The 17,958-nt window shown below is 66.4% G+C and carries 13 protein-coding genes; 6 read left to right on the forward strand and 7 right to left on the reverse strand.

The window, feature by feature from the left end; all coding sequences use genetic code 11:
- Nucleotides 1-37 precede the first annotated feature (37 nt).
- Nucleotides 38-763 carry a TerC family protein gene (locus JQ616_RS09340; RefSeq protein WP_212013853.1) on the reverse strand — a complete coding sequence of 242 codons (726 nt, stop codon included), beginning with the start codon at nucleotides 761-763 and terminating at the stop codon, nucleotides 38-40.
- Complete coding sequence (gene pcsA / locus JQ616_RS09345) at nucleotides 760-1,488, reverse strand: phosphatidylcholine synthase (protein ID WP_212013855.1); 729 nt, start codon at nucleotides 1,486-1,488, stop codon at nucleotides 760-762. The genes JQ616_RS09340 and pcsA overlap by 4 nt, the downstream gene beginning before the upstream one ends.
- Nucleotides 1,489-1,621: 133 nt before the next feature.
- Between pcsA and JQ616_RS09350 the strand changes: the two genes are divergently transcribed.
- Nucleotides 1,622-2,818: a UbiH/UbiF family hydroxylase gene (locus JQ616_RS09350; protein WP_212013857.1), complete on the forward strand. Its 1,197-nt coding sequence runs from the start codon at nucleotides 1,622-1,624 to the stop codon at nucleotides 2,816-2,818.
- Here JQ616_RS09350 and JQ616_RS09355 read toward each other — a convergent pair.
- Nucleotides 2,815-3,768, reverse strand: coding sequence for an AEC family transporter (locus tag JQ616_RS09355; RefSeq protein ID WP_212013859.1), 954 nt, complete (start codon nucleotides 3,766-3,768; stop codon nucleotides 2,815-2,817). The genes JQ616_RS09350 and JQ616_RS09355 overlap by 4 nt on opposite strands.
- A gap of 121 nt (nucleotides 3,769-3,889) precedes the next feature.
- Here JQ616_RS09355 and hspQ point away from each other — a divergent pair, with 121 nt between their 5' ends.
- Nucleotides 3,890-4,222: a heat shock protein HspQ gene (gene hspQ / locus JQ616_RS09360; RefSeq protein WP_021081543.1), complete on the forward strand. Its 333-nt coding sequence runs from the start codon at nucleotides 3,890-3,892 to the stop codon at nucleotides 4,220-4,222.
- Between the two features lie 47 nt (nucleotides 4,223-4,269).
- On the opposite strand, the gene JQ616_RS09365 is transcribed toward hspQ, so the two are convergent.
- Complete coding sequence (locus JQ616_RS09365; RefSeq protein WP_212013861.1) at nucleotides 4,270-5,544, reverse strand: MFS transporter; 1,275 nt, start codon at nucleotides 5,542-5,544, stop codon at nucleotides 4,270-4,272.
- Nucleotides 5,545-5,881: 337 nt separating this feature from the next.
- Nucleotides 5,882-6,718, reverse strand: a complete 837-nt coding sequence (locus tag JQ616_RS09370) for an invasion associated locus B family protein (RefSeq protein ID WP_212013864.1) — start codon at nucleotides 6,716-6,718, stop codon at nucleotides 5,882-5,884.
- A gap of 373 nt (nucleotides 6,719-7,091) precedes the next feature.
- Between JQ616_RS09370 and JQ616_RS09375 the strand changes: the two genes are divergently transcribed.
- From JQ616_RS09375 to JQ616_RS09385, 3 genes are all read left to right on the forward strand, one after another.
- A complete protein-coding gene (locus tag JQ616_RS09375; protein ID WP_249136678.1) occupies nucleotides 7,092-8,828 on the forward strand; it encodes an extracellular solute-binding protein in 1,737 nt (578 codons plus the stop codon).
- Nucleotides 8,829-8,846: 18 nt separating this feature from the next.
- On the forward strand, nucleotides 8,847-10,400 hold the full coding sequence (locus tag JQ616_RS09380; RefSeq protein WP_212013866.1) for an AMP-binding protein: 1,554 nt from the start codon (nucleotides 8,847-8,849) through the stop codon (nucleotides 10,398-10,400).
- 106 nt (nucleotides 10,401-10,506) lie between these two features.
- On the forward strand, nucleotides 10,507-11,733 hold the full coding sequence (locus tag JQ616_RS09385; RefSeq protein ID WP_212013868.1) for a GGDEF domain-containing protein: 1,227 nt from the start codon (nucleotides 10,507-10,509) through the stop codon (nucleotides 11,731-11,733).
- 121 nt (nucleotides 11,734-11,854) lie between these two features.
- On the opposite strand, the gene mfd is transcribed toward JQ616_RS09385, so the two are convergent.
- Both mfd and JQ616_RS09395 read right to left on the reverse strand, forming a co-directional pair.
- Entirely contained in the window at nucleotides 11,855-15,373 is a 3,519-nt protein-coding gene (gene mfd, locus JQ616_RS09390) for a transcription-repair coupling factor (protein WP_212013870.1), read from the reverse strand.
- The gene (locus JQ616_RS09395) at nucleotides 15,370-15,660 is read right to left on the reverse strand and encodes a succinate dehydrogenase assembly factor 2 (RefSeq protein ID WP_212013872.1); all 291 of its coding nucleotides are present in this window, start codon (nucleotides 15,658-15,660) and stop codon (nucleotides 15,370-15,372) included. The genes mfd and JQ616_RS09395 overlap by 4 nt, the downstream gene beginning before the upstream one ends.
- 143 nt (nucleotides 15,661-15,803) lie before the next feature.
- On the opposite strand from JQ616_RS09395, the gene recG reads away from it, so the two are divergent.
- Nucleotides 15,804-17,912 carry an ATP-dependent DNA helicase RecG gene (gene recG / locus JQ616_RS09400; protein ID WP_212013874.1) on the forward strand — a complete coding sequence of 703 codons (2,109 nt, stop codon included), beginning with the start codon at nucleotides 15,804-15,806 and terminating at the stop codon, nucleotides 17,910-17,912.
- Nucleotides 17,913-17,958 lie beyond the last annotated feature (46 nt).

Consider the following 17,958-nt stretch of genomic DNA (forward strand, 5'->3'; position numbering starts at 1 on the left):
CGGCGCTGGCTTGTCAACCAAGCCGCCTGGAACCGGGTTAGTGTGCCGGCTTCTTGCGGTTGCGCTTGGCCAGCACGTTGAACATCTCGACCGCGGCCGAGAACGCGATCGCGAAATAGATGTAGCCGCGCGGAATGTGGAATTTGAAACCGTCGGCCACCAGCGCCACGCCGATCAGCACCAGGAAGGCCAGCGCCAGCATCTTGGTGGTCGGATGCTCCGCCACGAACCGCGCCACCGGCCCGGACGAGATGTACATGATCACGCAGGCGATCACGACCGCCGCGACCATGATCTCGATGTCCTGCGCCATGCCGATTGCGGTGATGATCGAGTCCAGCGAGAACACCAGGTCGATGATGATGATCTGCACGATCACCCAGAAGAACGCGTTGGGGCTCGGCTTGTCCTGCTCCTCGGCGTCACGCGCCTCGACCTCGGCGTGGATCTCGTGGGTCGCCTTGGCGATCAGGAACAGGCCGCCACCGATCAGGATGATGTCGCGCCAGGACAGCGCGACGCTCGAGATGGTGATCACCGGCTGCGTCAGTCCGATCAGCCAGACCAGGACGCTAAGCAGGAGGATGCGGAACACCAGCGCCAGCAGCAGGCCGATCTGCCGCGCACGGTTGGCCTGCGGCTGCGGGATCCGCGAGACGAGCACCGACAGGAAGATGACGTTGTCGATGCCGAGCACGATCTCGAGCGCAGTCAGGGTCAACAGCGCAGCCCAGGCTTCCGGGCTGGTGATCAATTGCATCATGCTCTGAAGGCTTTCATCCGGCGGATCACGGTGTCGCTGCCGACGATGTAGACGGCAATGGCGCAGAGACCGAAGGTGATCGAGGGGCCGACCACGAAATCATTGGCGAGGGTGTACATCCCGAGCAGCGCCCAGGCGCCGAGCAGCCAAAGCGTCAGCCAGCGCAGCCGCACCACGCGGAACGGGTGCAGCACGTGGAATGGCGCGAAGGTCAGTGCGATCAGGATCGCGACCACGATGGTCGACAGCACCGGCGGCAGATGCAACAGGAACAGATAGAATGCCGCTGCATTCCATAGCGCCGGAAAGCCGCGGAAATGATTGTCGTCGGATTTCATGCGGCGGTCGGCGAAATACAGCGCGCTGGAGACCACGATGCCGATGCCGAGGATCGGCGCGGCCAGCGGCAGCAGCATGCCGCTCGCGGTGATCGCATAGGCCGGCACGAACACATAGGTAACGAAATCGACCACCAGGTCGAGCACCTCGCCCGACCAGTTCGGCTGCAACCGCACCACGTCGAGCCGGCGCGCCAGCGGGCCGTCGATCCCGTCGATGATCAATGCCACCCCGAGCCAGGCGAACATGTTGGCCCAGTGCTCGCGCACGGCTTCCAGCATCGCCAGCAGCGCGACCCCGGCGCCGAGCGCCGTGAAAATATGAACGGAGAATGCGGCGGTCCGCATCCGTTCTGGCAACGCATCGGGCTGGCTCGAGGGCTCCATCGGCCGAAGTGCTATCAGGAATCGGCCCCCTTTGCATATGCGGTCTTGCGGCGTTCCGCCGCGCAAAGCGTTGGAAACTCTTGGTGGTTACCGATGACTTGAAAATCGGGCCAAGCATGTCAAATGTCCTGATATGAACGACAGCTCGCAGGATTATGACGTTATCGTAATAGGCGGCGGCCCGGCCGGATTGACGGCTGCGATTGCGCTTGCCGACGCCGGCGCGCGGACCGCGCTCTTGGCGCGCCGCCTGCCCTATGCCGACAACCGGACCACCGCGCTGCTCGGCGCCTCCACCGAGATCCTAGAGCGACTGGACGTCTGGCGGCGCTGCAGCGACAAGGCCGCAGCGCTCAAGACCATGCGCCTGGTTGACGACACCGGCCGCCTGATCCGCGCGCCGGAGGTGCGGTTCTCGTCGGACGAGATCGGCCGCGAGCAGTTCGGCTTCAACATCGACAATCGCGCGCTGGTCGCAGCCCTCGAGGACCGTGCCGCCGAGATGGCGGCGCTGACCCGGTTCGACGACGAGGCCGCCTCGGTGCAGCCCGATGATGCCGAGGTCACCGTGGTGACGCGGCAGGGCCCATCACTTCGCGCCCGGCTCGTGGTCGGCGCCGATGGGCGCAATTCGCTGTCGCGCGAGGCCGCCGGCATCGAGGTGACGAGCCGTGAGCTCGGGCAGTCCGCCCTCACCTTCAACATCACGCACAGCCGGCCGCATCAGAACATCTCGACCGAGTTTCATACCGAGCACGGCCCCTGCGTGTTCGTGCCGCTCGCTGGCAACCGGTCCAGCGTGGTCTGGGTCTCCTCGCCCAAGGAGGCCGAACGGCTCAAGGCGCTCGGCGACGATGAGTTGTCAGCCGCGGCGGAGCGGCAGTCGCATTCGATCCTCGGCCGCGTCGAGGTCCAGGCCGGCCGTCACGTGTTTCCGCTCGCGATCGAGCGGCCGCGGCAATTTGCAAAGGACCGGATCGCGCTGGTCGGGGAATCCGCCCACGTGCTGCCGCCGATCGGCGCGCAGGGCCTCAACATGGGGTTACGCGACGCCGCCGATATCGCCGAGATCACGGGCCAGGCGATCGGCCGCGGCGAGGATCCCGGCGCGCCAAACGTACTGGCGCGCTACCAGGCGGCGCGGCGGCCGGACGTTGCCAGCCGAACCTGGGCGATCGACATCGCCAACCGCTCGCTGCTCAGCGACTTCCTCGGCGTGCAGACGGCACGCGCTGCCGGTCTGCATCTGCTCGGCGCGTTCGGCCCGCTGCGGCGGCTCGCGATGCGCGAGGGCCTCGCGCCGTCCTGGCGGCGGTCGTCTTCCCCCTAAGGGAACACCAGCCGTCCGCTCTGGATGAACCACATCACGCTGGTCAGCGTGACCACCGAAGCGAAGGTGCCGATCAGCACCGCGACCGAGGCCGGCTCGATCCAGGTGTCGTTCTGCCGTGCGATCACGAACACGTTGAGCGCCGGCGGCAGCGAGGCCATCAGCACCGCGGTCGCGGCCCAGGGCTGCGCGAACGGACCGAACAGCAGCATCAGTCCGAAGGCCAGCAGCGGATGGATCAGGAGCTTGATCGCGACCACGCCGGGCACCTCCCACGGCACCCGCTCGAACGGCCGCAGCGCCACGGTGATGCCGAGCACGAACAGCGCCGTCGGCGCGGCGGCGTTCTGCAGGAACTGGATGGTGCGGTCGAGTGCGACCGGGATCGGAATGTGAAATGCGGCGACCAGCGCGCCGAACACCGCCGACATGATCAGCGGGTTCTGGACGATCTGCTTGAGCACCACGCCGAATGCGTGCAGCAGCGAGGGATGGTCGCGGTCGGTGAGCTCGATCAGCAGCGGCACGATCGAGAACAGGAAGATGCTGTCGCAGCAGAAGATCAGCGCGGTCGGTGCCGCCGCCTTGGCGCCGAGCACGGCGAGCGCGAGGCCCGGGCCCATATAGCCGATATTGCCGTAGGCGCCCGACAGGCCGGCGAGCGTTGCCTCGCGCAGCGTCAGGCGTCCCATCAGCTTGCCCGCGACCATCGCCAGGAAGAACGCGAGCACGGTGCCGAGCGTGGTGGCGATCAGGAATGGCGGGTTGTTCAGCTCCGCAAACGGGGTCTTGGACATGATCCCGAACAGCAGCGCGGGCAACGAAACGTAAAGCAGGAAGAAATTCATCCAGGCGAGCCCGCTCTCGGGCAAACCCCTGGCTTTTCCGCACGCGTAGCCGATGAAGATCAAGCCGAAATACGGCAACGCCAGATTGAGGATATCGATCATTCTGAAAGTAGTTTCTCGGCCGGATTTCGGGTCGTTTTTGCAGGGCTGGAATCGGTAAACCGGGGGTTAATTCGAGCCTTAGCCCCTAGCATCGGCCACAATGTTGGTCTATCGACGAACCATGATCAAAGCGCGCACCGCCAAATTCCAGATCGGGCAGATCGTCCGTCACCGGGTGTTCTCCTTCCGGGGCGTGATTTTTGATATCGACCCGGAGTTCAACAACACCGAGGAATGGTGGCTGTCGATCCCCGAGGACATGCGGCCGCACAAGGACCAGCCGTTCTATCACCTGCTCGCTGAGAACTCGGAGACCGAGTACGTCGCCTATGTCTCGGAGCAGAACCTGCTGCCCGACGAGTCCGGTGAGCCGATCCGACATTCGCAGGTGGCGGAGATCTTCATCAAGGACAAGTCGGGCGGCTACCGTCCGCGCAATCCCTCGCTGAACTGACGCGCGCCCCCGGTCCGGCGAATGCTGCGGCATTCGCGCGGACACGTTCACACGCCCTCACGTTTGGCCAGCGCCACCGCAATCGCCCAGACCACAAAGCCTGCCAGCGCCAGTCCCGCGCCGACGAGACCCGTTGACGTCCATCCATAGCCTGCCGCGACCGCCATTCCGCCGAGCCACGGACCGAGCGCATTGGCGACGTTGAAGGCGGAATGGTTGAGCGCGGCAGCAAGGCTCTGCGCCTCGCCCGCGACATCCATCAGCCGGGTCTGCAACACGGTGGCGAGCGCGCCGCCGAGCCCGATCAGGAATACGTCGGCGCTCAGCGTCCAGAAATTGGTGGCCGCCAGCGGATACAGCGCCAGCGTCGCGGCCGACCACAGCAACAGCCCGCCCGCGGTCGCCATCAGCGCGCGGTCGGCAAAGCGCGGCACGATGAGGTTGCCGGCGGTGAGGCCGGCGCCGAATACGCACAGCGTCACCGGCACCAGCGCCGGAGACGTGTGCGTCACCGCCAGCATGGTCGAGGCCAGATAGGTGTAGACCGAGAACAGCCCGCCGAAACCGATCGCGCCGATCGCCAGCGTCAGCCAGACATGCTTGCGCCCGAGCGCCGACAATTCGCGCAGCGGGCTTGCATTGGTGTTGGCGGCATCGCGCGGCGCGAAGATCAGCACCAGGATGGCGGTCAAGAGCGCGAGGCCGGCCACGATCGCGAACGCCCAGCGCCAGCCGATCACCTGCCCCACCCCATTGGCCAGCGGCACACCGATCGTAGTCGCGATGGTGAGGCCGAGAATCACGCGGCCGACCGCCGCCGTGCGTTTATCCATCGGCACCAGCGATGCCGCGACCAGCATGGCGATGCCGAAATAGGCGCCGTGCGGCAGTCCGGAGAGGAAGCGCAGCACCAGCATGGTGTGATAGTCGGGCGCGAGCCCCGACAGGCCGTTCATCAGCGCGAAGAAGCCCATCAGCGCGATCAGGAGATTCCGCCGCGTCATGCGCGCCGACAGCACGGCAATGACAGGCGCACCCACCACGACGCCGAGCGCGTAAGCGCTGATCGCGTGACCGGCCTGGGGTTCGCTGATGTTGAGATCGTGGGCGAAGAACGGCAGCAGGCTCATGGTCGCGAATTCGGCGATGCCGATCGCGAACCCGCCCATCGCCAGCGCAAGATGGACGATGCCCGGATGAAATGCGCCGGGGACGTTGTCCTGGTTGACGCGGATACCAGCATCGACCGCAGGAGCGGCGACCGGCGGCTCTGTGAGCCGGGAGAGCGGTTCCCGACGCTGCGTGCTGACTTGCTGGGACATTGCGCGACTTCCATGACTGCGAATGGCGGCCAGCGGTCACGAACAACCACGCGCGTCTGCGCATCGAAGGCGCTTACCGCGCTTTCGTCTGGCCTCCCGTATCGGATTTATGATTGTGCTGCGACGCCGGATTTGTCCGGATAAGGCACTGACGGTCCGCGCTCACGGCGCGACGCAACCACTGTACCCTTGGTTGAACATCGCACACGATGCGCACGATCACCAGCGCAGCAGGCTGCCATCAGCCAGTCGGTATCGCATGACAAAAAAGGCGCCCTCGCGGGCGCCTTTTCGATTGCGATGATCTCGCGTTTTCTTGAACGCGTGATCGAACGTTTTACTTGGCAGCCGGGTTGGCCGGAGCTGCCGGCGCAGCGCCACCGCCCGCGCCTTCCAGCTTCTTGCGCTGCTCTTCGGCGCGCTTCTGCAACTCTTCCTGCAGCTTCTTCGAGTTCTCCTCGAACACCTTCGGATCGGTCGGCGGGCCGTCATAGGCCTTGGCGAACTCGGTGTTGAGCGGCAGCGGCAGCGTCAGCGGCGCGCCGTTCGAATTGATCGCCTGAACCACGAGGTTCTGGCCCTTCTTCATGTTGGCGATCAGCTCGGGGGTTGCTTCATAGTCGGACATGCAGCCGTTCTGGAAGCAGATCACATAGGGCGCCTGCTGCGGCGGGTTGCCGTCGACGATGATGCGGGTGCCGTGCACGAGCTGCATGCCGAGCGGCAGCGTGACGCGCAGGATCTTCTTCGGCTCGCCTTCCGGCTCGATGATCACGGCGGCGATCACCGGCTGGCCCGACTCGATGCGGCCGTCCTTGCCGGTGAAGCAAACCTGCTTGGCGTTGGCTTCCTGACCCTTCAGGCAGAACTTGGTCCAGGGGGCGTAGATCAGCTGGATCTGCTGATCCTGGGCTGGCTGCTGGCCGGCGGCCGCAGCGGGGGCCTGACCTGCGGCCGGTGCCGGGGCTGCTGGCGCCTGGGCTGCCGGAGCCGGCGCCGCCTTCGGAGCTGCCTTGGGTGCCGCCTTGGGCGCTGCCTTCGGTGCCGCGGGCGCTGCCGGCTGCTGGGCCTGAGCGGCAGGAACCAGGAGCGCTGCAGAGAATGCCGTCGCCGCCATCAGGGCAACAATTCGCCCATGCGGCCGGACCGGGGCGGCCAAGATACGGAAATTCATTGCGGAAAACCCTTTCTGAACGGCAGCGCCCGAAACCGCTGCAGGCGCCGACACATAGCCGTTTGGGCGGCTGTCTCCTAGTCAATTGAGGCGGATACGTGACTGGCGTTCCCGCCTATCCAATTGCACGCCTTCAATACAGCGGCGCGCGGAAAGATCAATGCCGACAAGCGTATTTGCGCCTATGTGACGACGGGTTTCAGCGCCCTGTGATAAACCCTCGGACGTGGCGTTTCGCGAATCAAATCCCGCACCTCACACACGTGTTCCCGGGCGCGTCGACCGGCTCGTCTTGCCGTTTGTTTTGGCACTCTTGGCATTGCTGGCGAGCGGGCTTGCCCCCGCGGCGGCGGCCGAGAGCTATGCCCTCGCGATGCACGGCGCCCCCGCGCTGTCGGCCGACTTCACCCACCTGCCCTATGCCAATCCGGACGCGCCCAAGGGCGGCCGCCTGGTGCTGAGCCCCAGGGAAGGCACTTTCGACAGCCTCAATCCGCTGATCGTCAGGGGTCTCGCCGTGCAGCAGCTCAGGGGCTACGCCTATGAGCGCGGCTATGTCTACGAAAGCCTGATGGTGCGGAACAATGACGAGCCGTTCACGCTGTACGGCCTGCTCGCCCGCAGCGTCGAGACCGACGATGCCAGAAGCTATGTGACGTTCCACATCGATCCACGCGCGCGGTTCTCCGACGGGCACGCGGTTACGGCCGACGACGTGGTGTTCTCGCTCGAGCTGCTGCGCGATCACGGCCGTCCGCTGCATCACCAATATTATTCGAAAGTCGCAAAGACCGAGGTGCTCGACCCACTCACGGTGCGGTTCGATTTCGGCGGCGTCGCGGACCGCGAGCTGCCCCTGATTCTCGGCCTGATGCCGATCCTGCCGCGCCATGCCACCGACGTCGCCAAATTCGAGGAGACGACGCTCGCGCCGCCGATCGGCACCGGTCCGTACCGCGTCACGGACGTCAAGCCCGGTGCCAGCGTGACCTTCATCCGCAACCCCGATTACTGGGGGCGCGACCTGCCGGTGAACCGCGGCATGTGGAATTTCGACGAGATCAGGCTCGATTATTACCGCGACGCCAACGGCCAGTTCGAGGCGTTCAAGCGCGGCCTGTACGACTTCAGGACCGAGCCCGAGCCGCTGCGCTGGCACGAGGGCTACGACTTCCCGGCGGTCAAGAGCGGCGACGTGATCCGCGATCCGATCAAGATCGGCACGCCGGCGCCATCCGAATATCTGGTGTTCAACACCAGGCGGCCGAAATTCGCCGACGTAAGGGTGCGCCAGGCGCTGCTGATGCTGTTCGATTTCGAATGGATCAACCGCAATTACTATTTTGAACTGTATTCGCGCTCGGGCGGCTATTTCGCCGGTTCGGAATTGTCCGCTTATGGCCGCCCCGCCGACGATCGCGAGCGCGACCTGCTCAAGCCGTATCTGTCGCACATTGCCCCCGACATCCTCGAGGGCCGCTACCACCTTCCCGTCACCGACGGCTCGGGACGCGACCGCACCGTTCTCCGCGATGCGCTCAAGCTCCTGGCGGACGCCGGCTACGCGCTCGATGGCACGGTGTTGAAGCAGCGATCGACCGGGACGCCGCTCCGCTTCGAGATCATGGTCACGACCCGCGAGCATGAGCGGATTGCCCTTGCCTATCAGCGCGACCTGAAGCGGGCCGGCATCGACGTCGCGGTGCGGGTGGTCGACGCGGTGCAGTTCGAGCAGCGCCGGGTCGCCTATGACTACGACATGGTCCCCATTCGCTGGGACCAGTCGCTGTCACCGGGCAACGAGCAGTGGTTCTACTGGGGCAGCCAGGCGGCCGACGTGCCGGGCACAAGGAATTACATGGGCGCCAAGGATCCGGCGATCGACGCCATGATCGCGGCTCTGCTGGCGGCGCGGGAGCAGCCCGCCTTCATCTCGGCGGTGCGCGCGCTGGACCGGGCCCTGATGTCGGGCTTCTACGCTATCCCCCTATTTAACTCGGGAGAGCAATGGAACGCGCGCTGGAATCGGATAGAACGGCCTTCGACCAATGCGCTGACGGGCTACCTGCCGGAGACCTGGTGGCAGAAGCCCGGCGCGCAATCCAGATGATCGACCAGGCGACGCGGCATGACCCGGTCCGATCGAAGCGATGCAACCGACGTTGAACCTGTGAACCAGTCGATCACCTCGCCAACGCTTGATACCCTGTTCAAACGCACGCTGGCGCGGCAACCCGACGCGCTGGCGCTGGTCGACCCGCTCAACAAGCAGCGCATCACCGGCCAGACCCACAAGCGCCTGACCTATGCCCAGGCCGACGGCGCGATCTCGGCGATCGCCGCCCACTTCGTCGATATCGGGTTGCCGGCCAACTCGGTGATCGCGGTTCAGCTTCCCTCGACGATCGAATTTGCCCTGACCGTCCTCGCCGCCCATCGCGTCGGCCTGGTGGTGGTGCCGTTGCCGCTGCTGTGGCGGCAGGCCGAGCTGACGTCCGTCCTTAACCGCACCGCGGCGCGGGCGATCGTCACGTGCAGCAAGATCGACGGCGTCTCCTATGCCGACATCGCGATGAATGCCGCGGCGGAAGCGTTCTCGATCCGTCACGTTTGCGGCTTCGGAGCCGATCTGCCCGAAGGCATGTCGTCACTGGACGAGGCGATCCAGCAGGACTCCCGGACCACGCGCCGCATGATCGAGGACGGCCGCAAGCCGGCGCTGATCTCCTTCGACGTCACCAGCGACGGCTTCCGCCCGGTGCCGCGTGCCCATTTCGGCCTGATCGCCGGCGGGCTTGCGATGTCGCTGGAGAGCGACCTGCCGCAGGGTGCGACCATCATGTCGGCATTCGCACCGATGTCGTTTGCCGGCATCTGCGCATCGCTGGTGACCTGGCTGCTGTCGGGCGGCACGCTCGTCATGCATCACCCGTTCGACGAGGACGCGTTCGAGACCCAGTTCAACGACCACGCCTGCGACACGCTGATCGCCCCCGCGCAGCTCGCGTTGCGGCTCGACGAGCGCGGCCTGTCGGAGCGCCTGCCCTCGTTGCGCAACGTGATCGGCCTCTGGCGCACGCCGGAGCAGGTTGCCTCCAGTGCGCACTGGACCGCGCGGCGGGTGACCCTGACCGACGTCTATCTGTTCGGCGAGGCCGGGCTGTTCGGCGCCCGCCGCAGCGCGGAGGACGGCGCGCCGGCCGCGATCAAGCCCGGTCCGCACAGCGCGCCACGTGAAGCGCCCGGCGCATCGATCGCCGGCGAGATCCTGTTGACGCCGAAGGGCACGCTCGGCCTGCGCGGCCCGATGGTGCCGGTCGCCGCCTATGCGCCGCCGCCACCGCCCGCCGACACCCTGATCGCGCCGCCGCCGCGCGATTACGTCGACACCGAATACGCCGCGCGGGTCGATCGCGCGACCGGCGCCATCAACATCACCGCGCCGCCGTCGGGGGTGATGACCGTCGGCGGCTATCGTTTCCATGCCGGGGAGTTGCAGGAGTGGTCACGCCGCCTCGGCCAGGGCGCGCTGCTCACGGCATTACCGGACCGCCTCAGCGGCCACCGGCTGGCCGGACGGGCGCAGGACAATGCACGAGCCCGCGACGCCCTCACAGAACTTGGGCTTAACCCATTGATGGTCGAGGCGTTTCGCGACCGCAACGGCGCCGGGATGAGTTAAAATCTTATCATTGCGTTAGTCTTAGCATTGTGTTGACGCCGCATTAAGCCATGCCCACTAGCATCGCAGCCGTTGCTGATCTGAAGCATTGGTTTCGAGCGTTCGAATGTCTCAACAAGGTCCGGTCCTCATCGTATCGGCGTCGGCAAAGCCGCCATTCGCCGCCGCCCTCGATGAGACAAAGCTGTTCCCGGTCGTGGTCACCGACTGGAACGAGGTCGGACGGGCTATCGAGCAGGTCAAGCCGGCAGCGATCATCGCAGCCGCCGAGGGCGTCGACTTCGTCACCCTGGCGGGGCTGGCCAAGCGCGCTGCCGCCCGCGCGCCCTATCTGCCGCTGATCGCGATCGATCCGGCGACCACCCTGCCTGACACCGTGATCGCGTTCTTCCAGCAGAAGGGGATGCCGGACCGCCTGGTCGCCCGGCTCAACGCGTCCTTACGGGTTCGGGCGCTGCATGCGACCGTGATGCGCCGCTTGGTGCCGCCGGCTCCGATCGCGATGTCCGATATCGATCCCATCGGCGAAGCCACTGCGCTGTTGATCGGCCGCGGCGGCGCCTACCCGACGCTGTCCGTTGCGCTGGGCGAACGCGCCGGCGTGGTCGGTGCGCTCAGCATCGAGGCCGCCGCCAAGCATCTCTCAAGCCGCGACATCGACGGTATCGTGCTGGCCGAAGGCTTCACGCCGCGCGTGATGGATGCGTTCCTGACCGTGCTGACCGAGGATGTCCGATTCCGCCCGTTGCCGGTGATCGTTGCCTCGGGCGAGCTCGCGCCGCGTTACGAACTGCCCAATCTCGAGATCGTCACCGCGGGTCCGACCCGCGTCGCCGACATGGCGCTGCCGATGATCCGCCAGCACGCCTTCGAGGCGCGGCTCGGCCGTATGCTCAAGGCGATCGACGCCAAGGGCCTGCTCGATCCGCGCACCGGCCTGCTCACCAAGGCCGCGTTCGAGCGCGACTTCGCAACCGCCGTCTACCAGACCTCCGAGCGCGGCGGCGCGCTCTCGGTGGCGCGGTTCACCTTCGACAACACGCAGCCGCGTGCGCAATTCGACGGCGCGCGGATCATCAGCCGGCTGATGCGCCAGGCCGATTTCGGCGCGGTATACGATGACCGCTCGCTGGTGGTGGCGTTCGCCGGCACCGACCTGCGCAACGCCCAGGCAATCACGCGGCGCCTCGCCAGCGTGATGCGCCACACCCAGAACGGCCGCCGCGACGTCAGAGCCGAGCCGGCCGTCAGCGTCGCAACGCTGATGCCGGGTGATTCCGCGCTGTCGTTGCTGGGGCGTCTGTTCGCGGCGCCGGAGCGCGCGGCGTCGTAGCGTTACGACAGCGAACTACCCGCATCGTCATTGCGAGCGAAGCGAAGCAATCGATCCCTGCGCGCGGAACGATGGATTGCTTCGTCGCTCCGCTCCTCGCAATGACGCCGAGAGAGTTGTGTCACGCCGCCTTCTTGCTCTCCGCGAGATTGGCGAGCTGTCGCAAAATCTCCGTCGTGCCGGCGAGCCGCTCTTCCGGCGTGTCCCACTCCTGGAAGAACACCACCTTCATGTCGGGCCGCACCTTGGCCGCCTGGCCGTGCTGGCGGATGAAGGTCACCAGCCGCTCCGGATGCGCAAAGCTGTTGTCGCGGAATGCGATCACGGCGCCCTTCGGTCCGGCATCGACCTTTCCGACATTGGCGCGGCGACAATAGGCCTTGATCGCCGCGACCTTGAACAGGTAGCGGACTTCGTCAGGCAGCACGCCGAAGCGGTCGCGCATTTCGGCAGCGAAGGCGTCGATGTCCTCGTCGGTGTCGAGATCGGCAAGGCGCCGATACAGCGACAGCCGCACGCTGAGGTCGTTGACGTAGTCCTCGGGGATCAGGACCGGCATGCCGATCGTGATCTGCGGCGACCAGCGGTCGGCGGCGGGCTCGGCGACGCCGGCCTTGAGGTTGACGATCGCCTCCTCGAGCATCGACTGGTACAACTCGAAGCCGACTTCCTTGATGTGGCCGGATTGCTCCTCGCCGAGCAGATTGCCGGCGCCGCGGATGTCGAGGTCGTGCGAGGCGAGCTGGAAGCCGGCGCCCAGCGTCTCCAGCGATTGCAGCACCTTGAGCCGCCGCTCCGCCTGCGCCGTGATTTTCTGCTGCGCCGGCAGCGTGAACAGCGCATAGGCGCGCAGCTTGGAGCGGCCGACGCGGCCGCGCAGCTGATAGAGCTGGGCGAGGCCGAACATGTCGGCGCGGTGCACGATCAGCGTATTGGCGTTCGGGATGTCGAGACCGGACTCCACGATCGTGGTCGAGAGCAGGATGTCGTACTTGCCGTCGTAGAACGCGGACATGATGTCCTCGATCACGGTCGGCGGCATCTGGCCGTGGGCGACCGCGACCTTCATCTCCGGCACGTTCTTGTCGAGGAAATCCTTGACGCCGGCGAGGTCCTCGATCCGCGGCACGACGTAGAACGCCTGCCCGCCACGGTAGCGCTCGCGCAGCAGCGCCTCGCGGATCATCAGCGGATCGTGCGGCGCGACGAAGGTGCGCACCGCGAGGCGATCGACCGGTGGCGAGGCGATGATCGAGAGCTCGCGGACGCCGGTCAGCGCCAGTTGCAGCGTGCGCGGGATCGGGGTGGCCGACAGCGTCAGCACATGGACCTGGGCGCGGAGCTGCTTCAGCCGCTCCTTATGGCTGACGCCGAAATGCTGCTCCTCGTCGACGATCAGGAGGCCAAGATCCTTGAATTTGATGGCCTTGCCGAGCAGCGCGTGGGTGCCGACGACGATGTCGACGCTGCCGTCGCTGAGCCCCTTCTTGGTCTGGTTCAAATCCTTGGTCGAGACCAGCCGCGAGGCTTGCGCGACATTGACCGGGAAGCCCTTGAAGCGCTCGGTGAAAGTCCGCGAGTGCTGCCGTGCCAGCAGCGTGGTCGGCACCACGACCGCGACCTGCTTGCCTTCCAGTGCCACGGCGAACGCCGCACGCAGGGCCACCTCAGTCTTGCCGAAGCCGACGTCGCCGCAGATCAGCCGGTCCATCGGGCGGCCGATCTCGAGGTCCTTCAAGGTCGAATTGATCGCCCCCAACTGGTCCTCGGTCTCGTCATAAGGGAAGCGCGCGCAGAACTCGTCATAGACATGCGGTTGCAGCGGGAATTTCGGCGCCTCGTGCAATTGCCGCTCGGCGGCGATCTTGATCAGCTCGCTCGCGATCTCGCGGATGCGGTTCTTGAGTTTCGCCTTGCGCGCCTGCCAGCCGCCGCCGCCCAGACGGTCGAGCTCGACATTGGCGCTGTCGGAGCCATAGCGCGACAGCAGCTCGATGTTCTCGACCGGCAGGAAAAGCTTGGTTTCCGCCGCATAATGCAGTTCGAGACAGTCATGCGGCGCGCCGGAGACTTCCAGCGTCTGCAAGCCGACGAAGCGGCCGATGCCGTGCTCGACGTGCACGACGAGATCGCCGGTCGCAAGGCTCGTCACTTCCGAGATGAAATTGTCGAGCTTGCGGCTCGCCTTGCGCGGCCGCACCAGGCGGTCGCCGAGAATGTCCTGCTCGCTGATGACAGCGAATTCGTCGGTCTCGAACCCGGACTCCATGCCGAGCACGGCCAGCATGGTCTCGTTGCGCGGCGTCGCCTGCACGATCCGCCAGGTGTTGACGCTGGTGGTGTTGAGCAGCTTGTGGTCGCGCAGCATCGCGCCCATGCGGTCGCGCGAGCCCTCGCTCCACAGCGTGACAATGACCTTCTTGCGTTGCGACTGCAGCGCGCCGATATGGCCGACCACGGCCTCGAACACGTTGACATTGGTGTCGGCGCGCTCCGGCGCGAAATTGCGGCCCTGCCGCGCGCCGGCGTCGAATACGTCCGGCGTGCCTTCGGGCACGGCGAACGGCGTGAGCCGCGCCAGCGGCGCCTCGCCGAGCAGCTTGGTCCACTCGGCCTCGGTCAGATAGAGCTTGTCCGGCGGCAGCGGCTTGTAAATCGCGCCGCTGCCGGGATGCTCCAGCGCCTCGCGTCGCGCGTCGTAATAGTCGGCGATCTGCGTGAAGCGTTCGCGCGCGGCGTCCTCGCCCTGCGGCTCGATCGCAATCGTGGCGCCGTCGAGATAATCGAACAGCGTGTCCATCCGCTCCTGGAACAGCGGCAGCCAGTGCTCCATGCCGGGATGGCGCCGTCCCTCCGAGACCGCCTCATAGAGCTGGTCGTCACGCCCGGGCGCGCCGAAGGCTGCGACATAGCCCATGCGGAAGCGGCGGATGGTCTCGGTCGTGAGCTGGAATTCCGAGACCGGCACCAGGTCGAGGCCGCGCATGTCCAAATGCGTGCGCTGGGTTTCGGAATCGAACGTGCGGATCGACTCGAGTGAGTCACCGAAGAAGTCGAAGCGCACCGGCTGCTCGAGGCCGGCCGGAAACAGATCGAGGATGCCACCGCGCACGGCGTATTCGCCGGGCTCGCGTACCGTGGACGAGCGGGTGTAGCCATTGTGCTCGAGCCAGGCGACCACCGAGTCCATCGGCACCACGTTGCCGGGCGCGACCGACAGCGCTTGCGCTGCGACCTGGTCGCGCGCCGGCACGCGCTGCACGGCGGCGTTCACCGTGGTCAGCACGATCATCGGCTTGTCGCTACCGACCAGGCGCGACAGCTTGGCCAGCGCGGTGAGACGCTGCGCCAGGATGCCGGAATGCGGCGAGACGCGGTCATAGGGTTGGCAGTCCCAGGCCGGAACCTGCATCACGGCGATATCAGGCGCGAAGAATTCCAGCGCGCGGGCGAGCTGCTGCATCCGTGCACCGTCGCGGCACACCACGGCAAGGCTGACCGCCGATCGCTTCGGCTGCGCGGCGATGGCGCGCGCGAGATCGGAGATCACCAGCCCCTCGGCGCCTTCGGCGACATTGGCGATGGTCAGCACCCGGCCGGGCGCGAGCATCGCCGCCGGCGATTTCATCGGCTGCTTCATGCGCTGGGATCCGCGACCCGGAACGCCTTGATGCGGGCAAACAGCGCAGTGGCGTATTCGGCCGGCAGCACCTTGTCGCCGGTCAGCGCGGCATAGAGGTCGGGATCCGGCACCTCGATCAGATGCTCGAGCTCGCCGAGCTCCTGATCGGACAGGCCGGCGATCTCGGCATCGGCAAAGCGGCCGAGGATCAGGTCCATCTCCCGGGTGCCGCGGTGCCAGCAGCGAAACAAAAGCCGCTTGCGGCGGTCATCGAGCCCGTGGCTCGATCGTGTCGATCCCGTCATGTCCCAAATCCATTCGAACGCCAAAAGCCCGGACGTGCCGGGCGCGCTTGATATAGCGATGGCGGTGCCCGATGTCAGCCCTCATTCGCCGGCTTTTGGGGTTTCCTTGCGCGCATGACGTGAGTCGTGTGTAAAGGACACCGATGCGCCCAGCCCTGCTCAATCCGCTGTTTGCCCAGGTCACGACCCTCCAGGGGGTTGGCCCGAAGCAGGACAAGCTGCTGCGCTATCTGCTCGACCGCAGCGAGACGCCGCGGCTGGTCGATCTCCTGCTCCATCTGCCCGCGAGCGTGATCGACCGCCGCGCCCGGCCGAAGATCCGCGACGCTGTGGTCGGAACCATGGTGACGCTGGAGGTCACCGTCGACCGCCATCGCCCGCCTCCGCCACGCAATTCGCGCGCGCCCTATCTGGTCTATGCCAGCGACGACACCGGCGATGTGGTCTTGACCTTCTTCCGCGCCCAGCCCGGCTATGTCGAAAAGCTCTTGCCGGTCGGCGAGAAGCGCTACGTCTCCGGTACGCTGGCGATGTATGACGGCATCCCGCAGATCGTGCATCCCGACCGCGTCGTCGACGAGGCCGGCTTTGCAAAGCTCTCCGGCATCGATCCGGTCTATCCGCTGACCGAGGGGCTGGCGATCGGCTCGCTCCGCCGGGCGATCGCGCAGGCGCTGACCAAGCTGCCGGAGCTGCCGGAATGGATCAGCCCCGAGGTGCTGCGCCGCTGCAACTTCCCGCCGATCCGGGAGGCGCTGACCCGCGTCCATGTTCCGGTCGAGCTCACCGACATCCTGCCCGACGGCCCGTTCTGGTCGCGGCTCGCCTTCGACGAGCTGCTCGCGGGCCAGCTCGCACTCGCTTTGATCCGCGCCACGCTGCGCCGCCCGGCGGGCGTGCGCAACGCCGGCGACGGCCATCTGCGCAGGAAGATCATCGATGCTCTGCCCTATGCGCTGACCAAGTCGCAGCAGGACGCGGTTGCGGCCATCATCGCCGACCTGCAACAGCCGGTGCGGATGCTGCGCCTCGTGCAGGGCGATGTCGGTTCCGGCAAGACCGTGGTGGCGCTGCTCGCGGCCGCCGCCGTCGCCGAAGCCGGCAAGCAGGCGGCGCTGATGGCGCCGACCGAAATCCTGGCGCGTCAGCACATCAAGACTATCGCGCCGCTCGCGGAAAGTGCCGGAATGCGCGTCGCCATTCTCACCGGCCGCGAGAAAGGCAAGGAGCGCCGCGAGCTGCTGGCACGGCTCGAGGCCGGCGAGATCGACTTGCTCGTCGGCACCCATGCGCTGATCCAGGACGACGTGATCTACAAGGCCTTGGCGCTCGCCGTGGTGGATGAGCAGCATCGCTTTGGCGTGCGCGAGCGCCTCGCGCTGACGTCGAAGGGCGAAGCCGTCGACGTGCTGGTGCTGAGCGCCACGCCGATCCCGCGCACGCTGGTGCTGACTTATTTCGGCGACATGGACGTTTCGGAGCTGCGCGAAAAGCCCGCCGGCCGCCAGCCGATCGAAACCCGCACGGTGTCGATGAGCCGGATCGAGGACGTCATGGACGGCGTCGGCCGCGCGCTCGACGCCGGCAAGCTGGTCTACTGGATCTGCCCGCTGGTCGACGAGTCAGAAGCCGAGGGCACCGAGCATCTCACCAACGCCACCGAGCGGTTCGAGTCGCTGCAGCAGCGGTTCGGCGATCGCGTCGGCCTGGTGCACGGCCAGATGAAGGGCACCGAGAAGGATCGCGTGATGGCGCAATTCGCCGCGCACGAGATCGGGCTGCTGGTCGCGACGACCGTGGTCGAGGTCGGCGTCGATGTGCCGGCGGCAACCATCATGGTGATCGAGAACGCCGAGCGCTTCGGCCTCGCGCAGCTGCATCAGCTGCGCGGCCGCATCGGCCGCGGCTCGGAAGCCTCGACCTGCCTGCTGCTCTACAAGGAGCCGCTCGGCGAGATGTCGAAGGCGCGGCTGAAAGTGATCCGCGAGACCACGGACGGATTCCGGATCGCCGAGGAAGACCTCAAGCTGCGCGGCGAAGGCGACGTGCTCGGTATCCGCCAGAGCGGCCTGCCCGGCTATCGCATCGCGCGCTCCGAGGTGCATGGCCAGCTCATCACCCAGGCCCGCGACGAGGCGCTGCGGATCATGAAGGACAATCCGAAGCTGAAGGGTGAACGCGGCGAAGCGTTGCGCGTCCTGCTCTACCTCTACGAACGCGATGAGGCCGTGCCGCTGATCGGCGCGGGCTAGCTGGCGAGGCCCCCTTGTTGATTGGTCAGCAACCAATCCCGTCGCA

Origin of the sequence: Bradyrhizobium tropiciagri, assembly GCF_018130545.1 — a bacterium.
Classification (GTDB): domain Bacteria; phylum Pseudomonadota; class Alphaproteobacteria; order Rhizobiales; family Xanthobacteraceae; genus Bradyrhizobium; species Bradyrhizobium tropiciagri_A.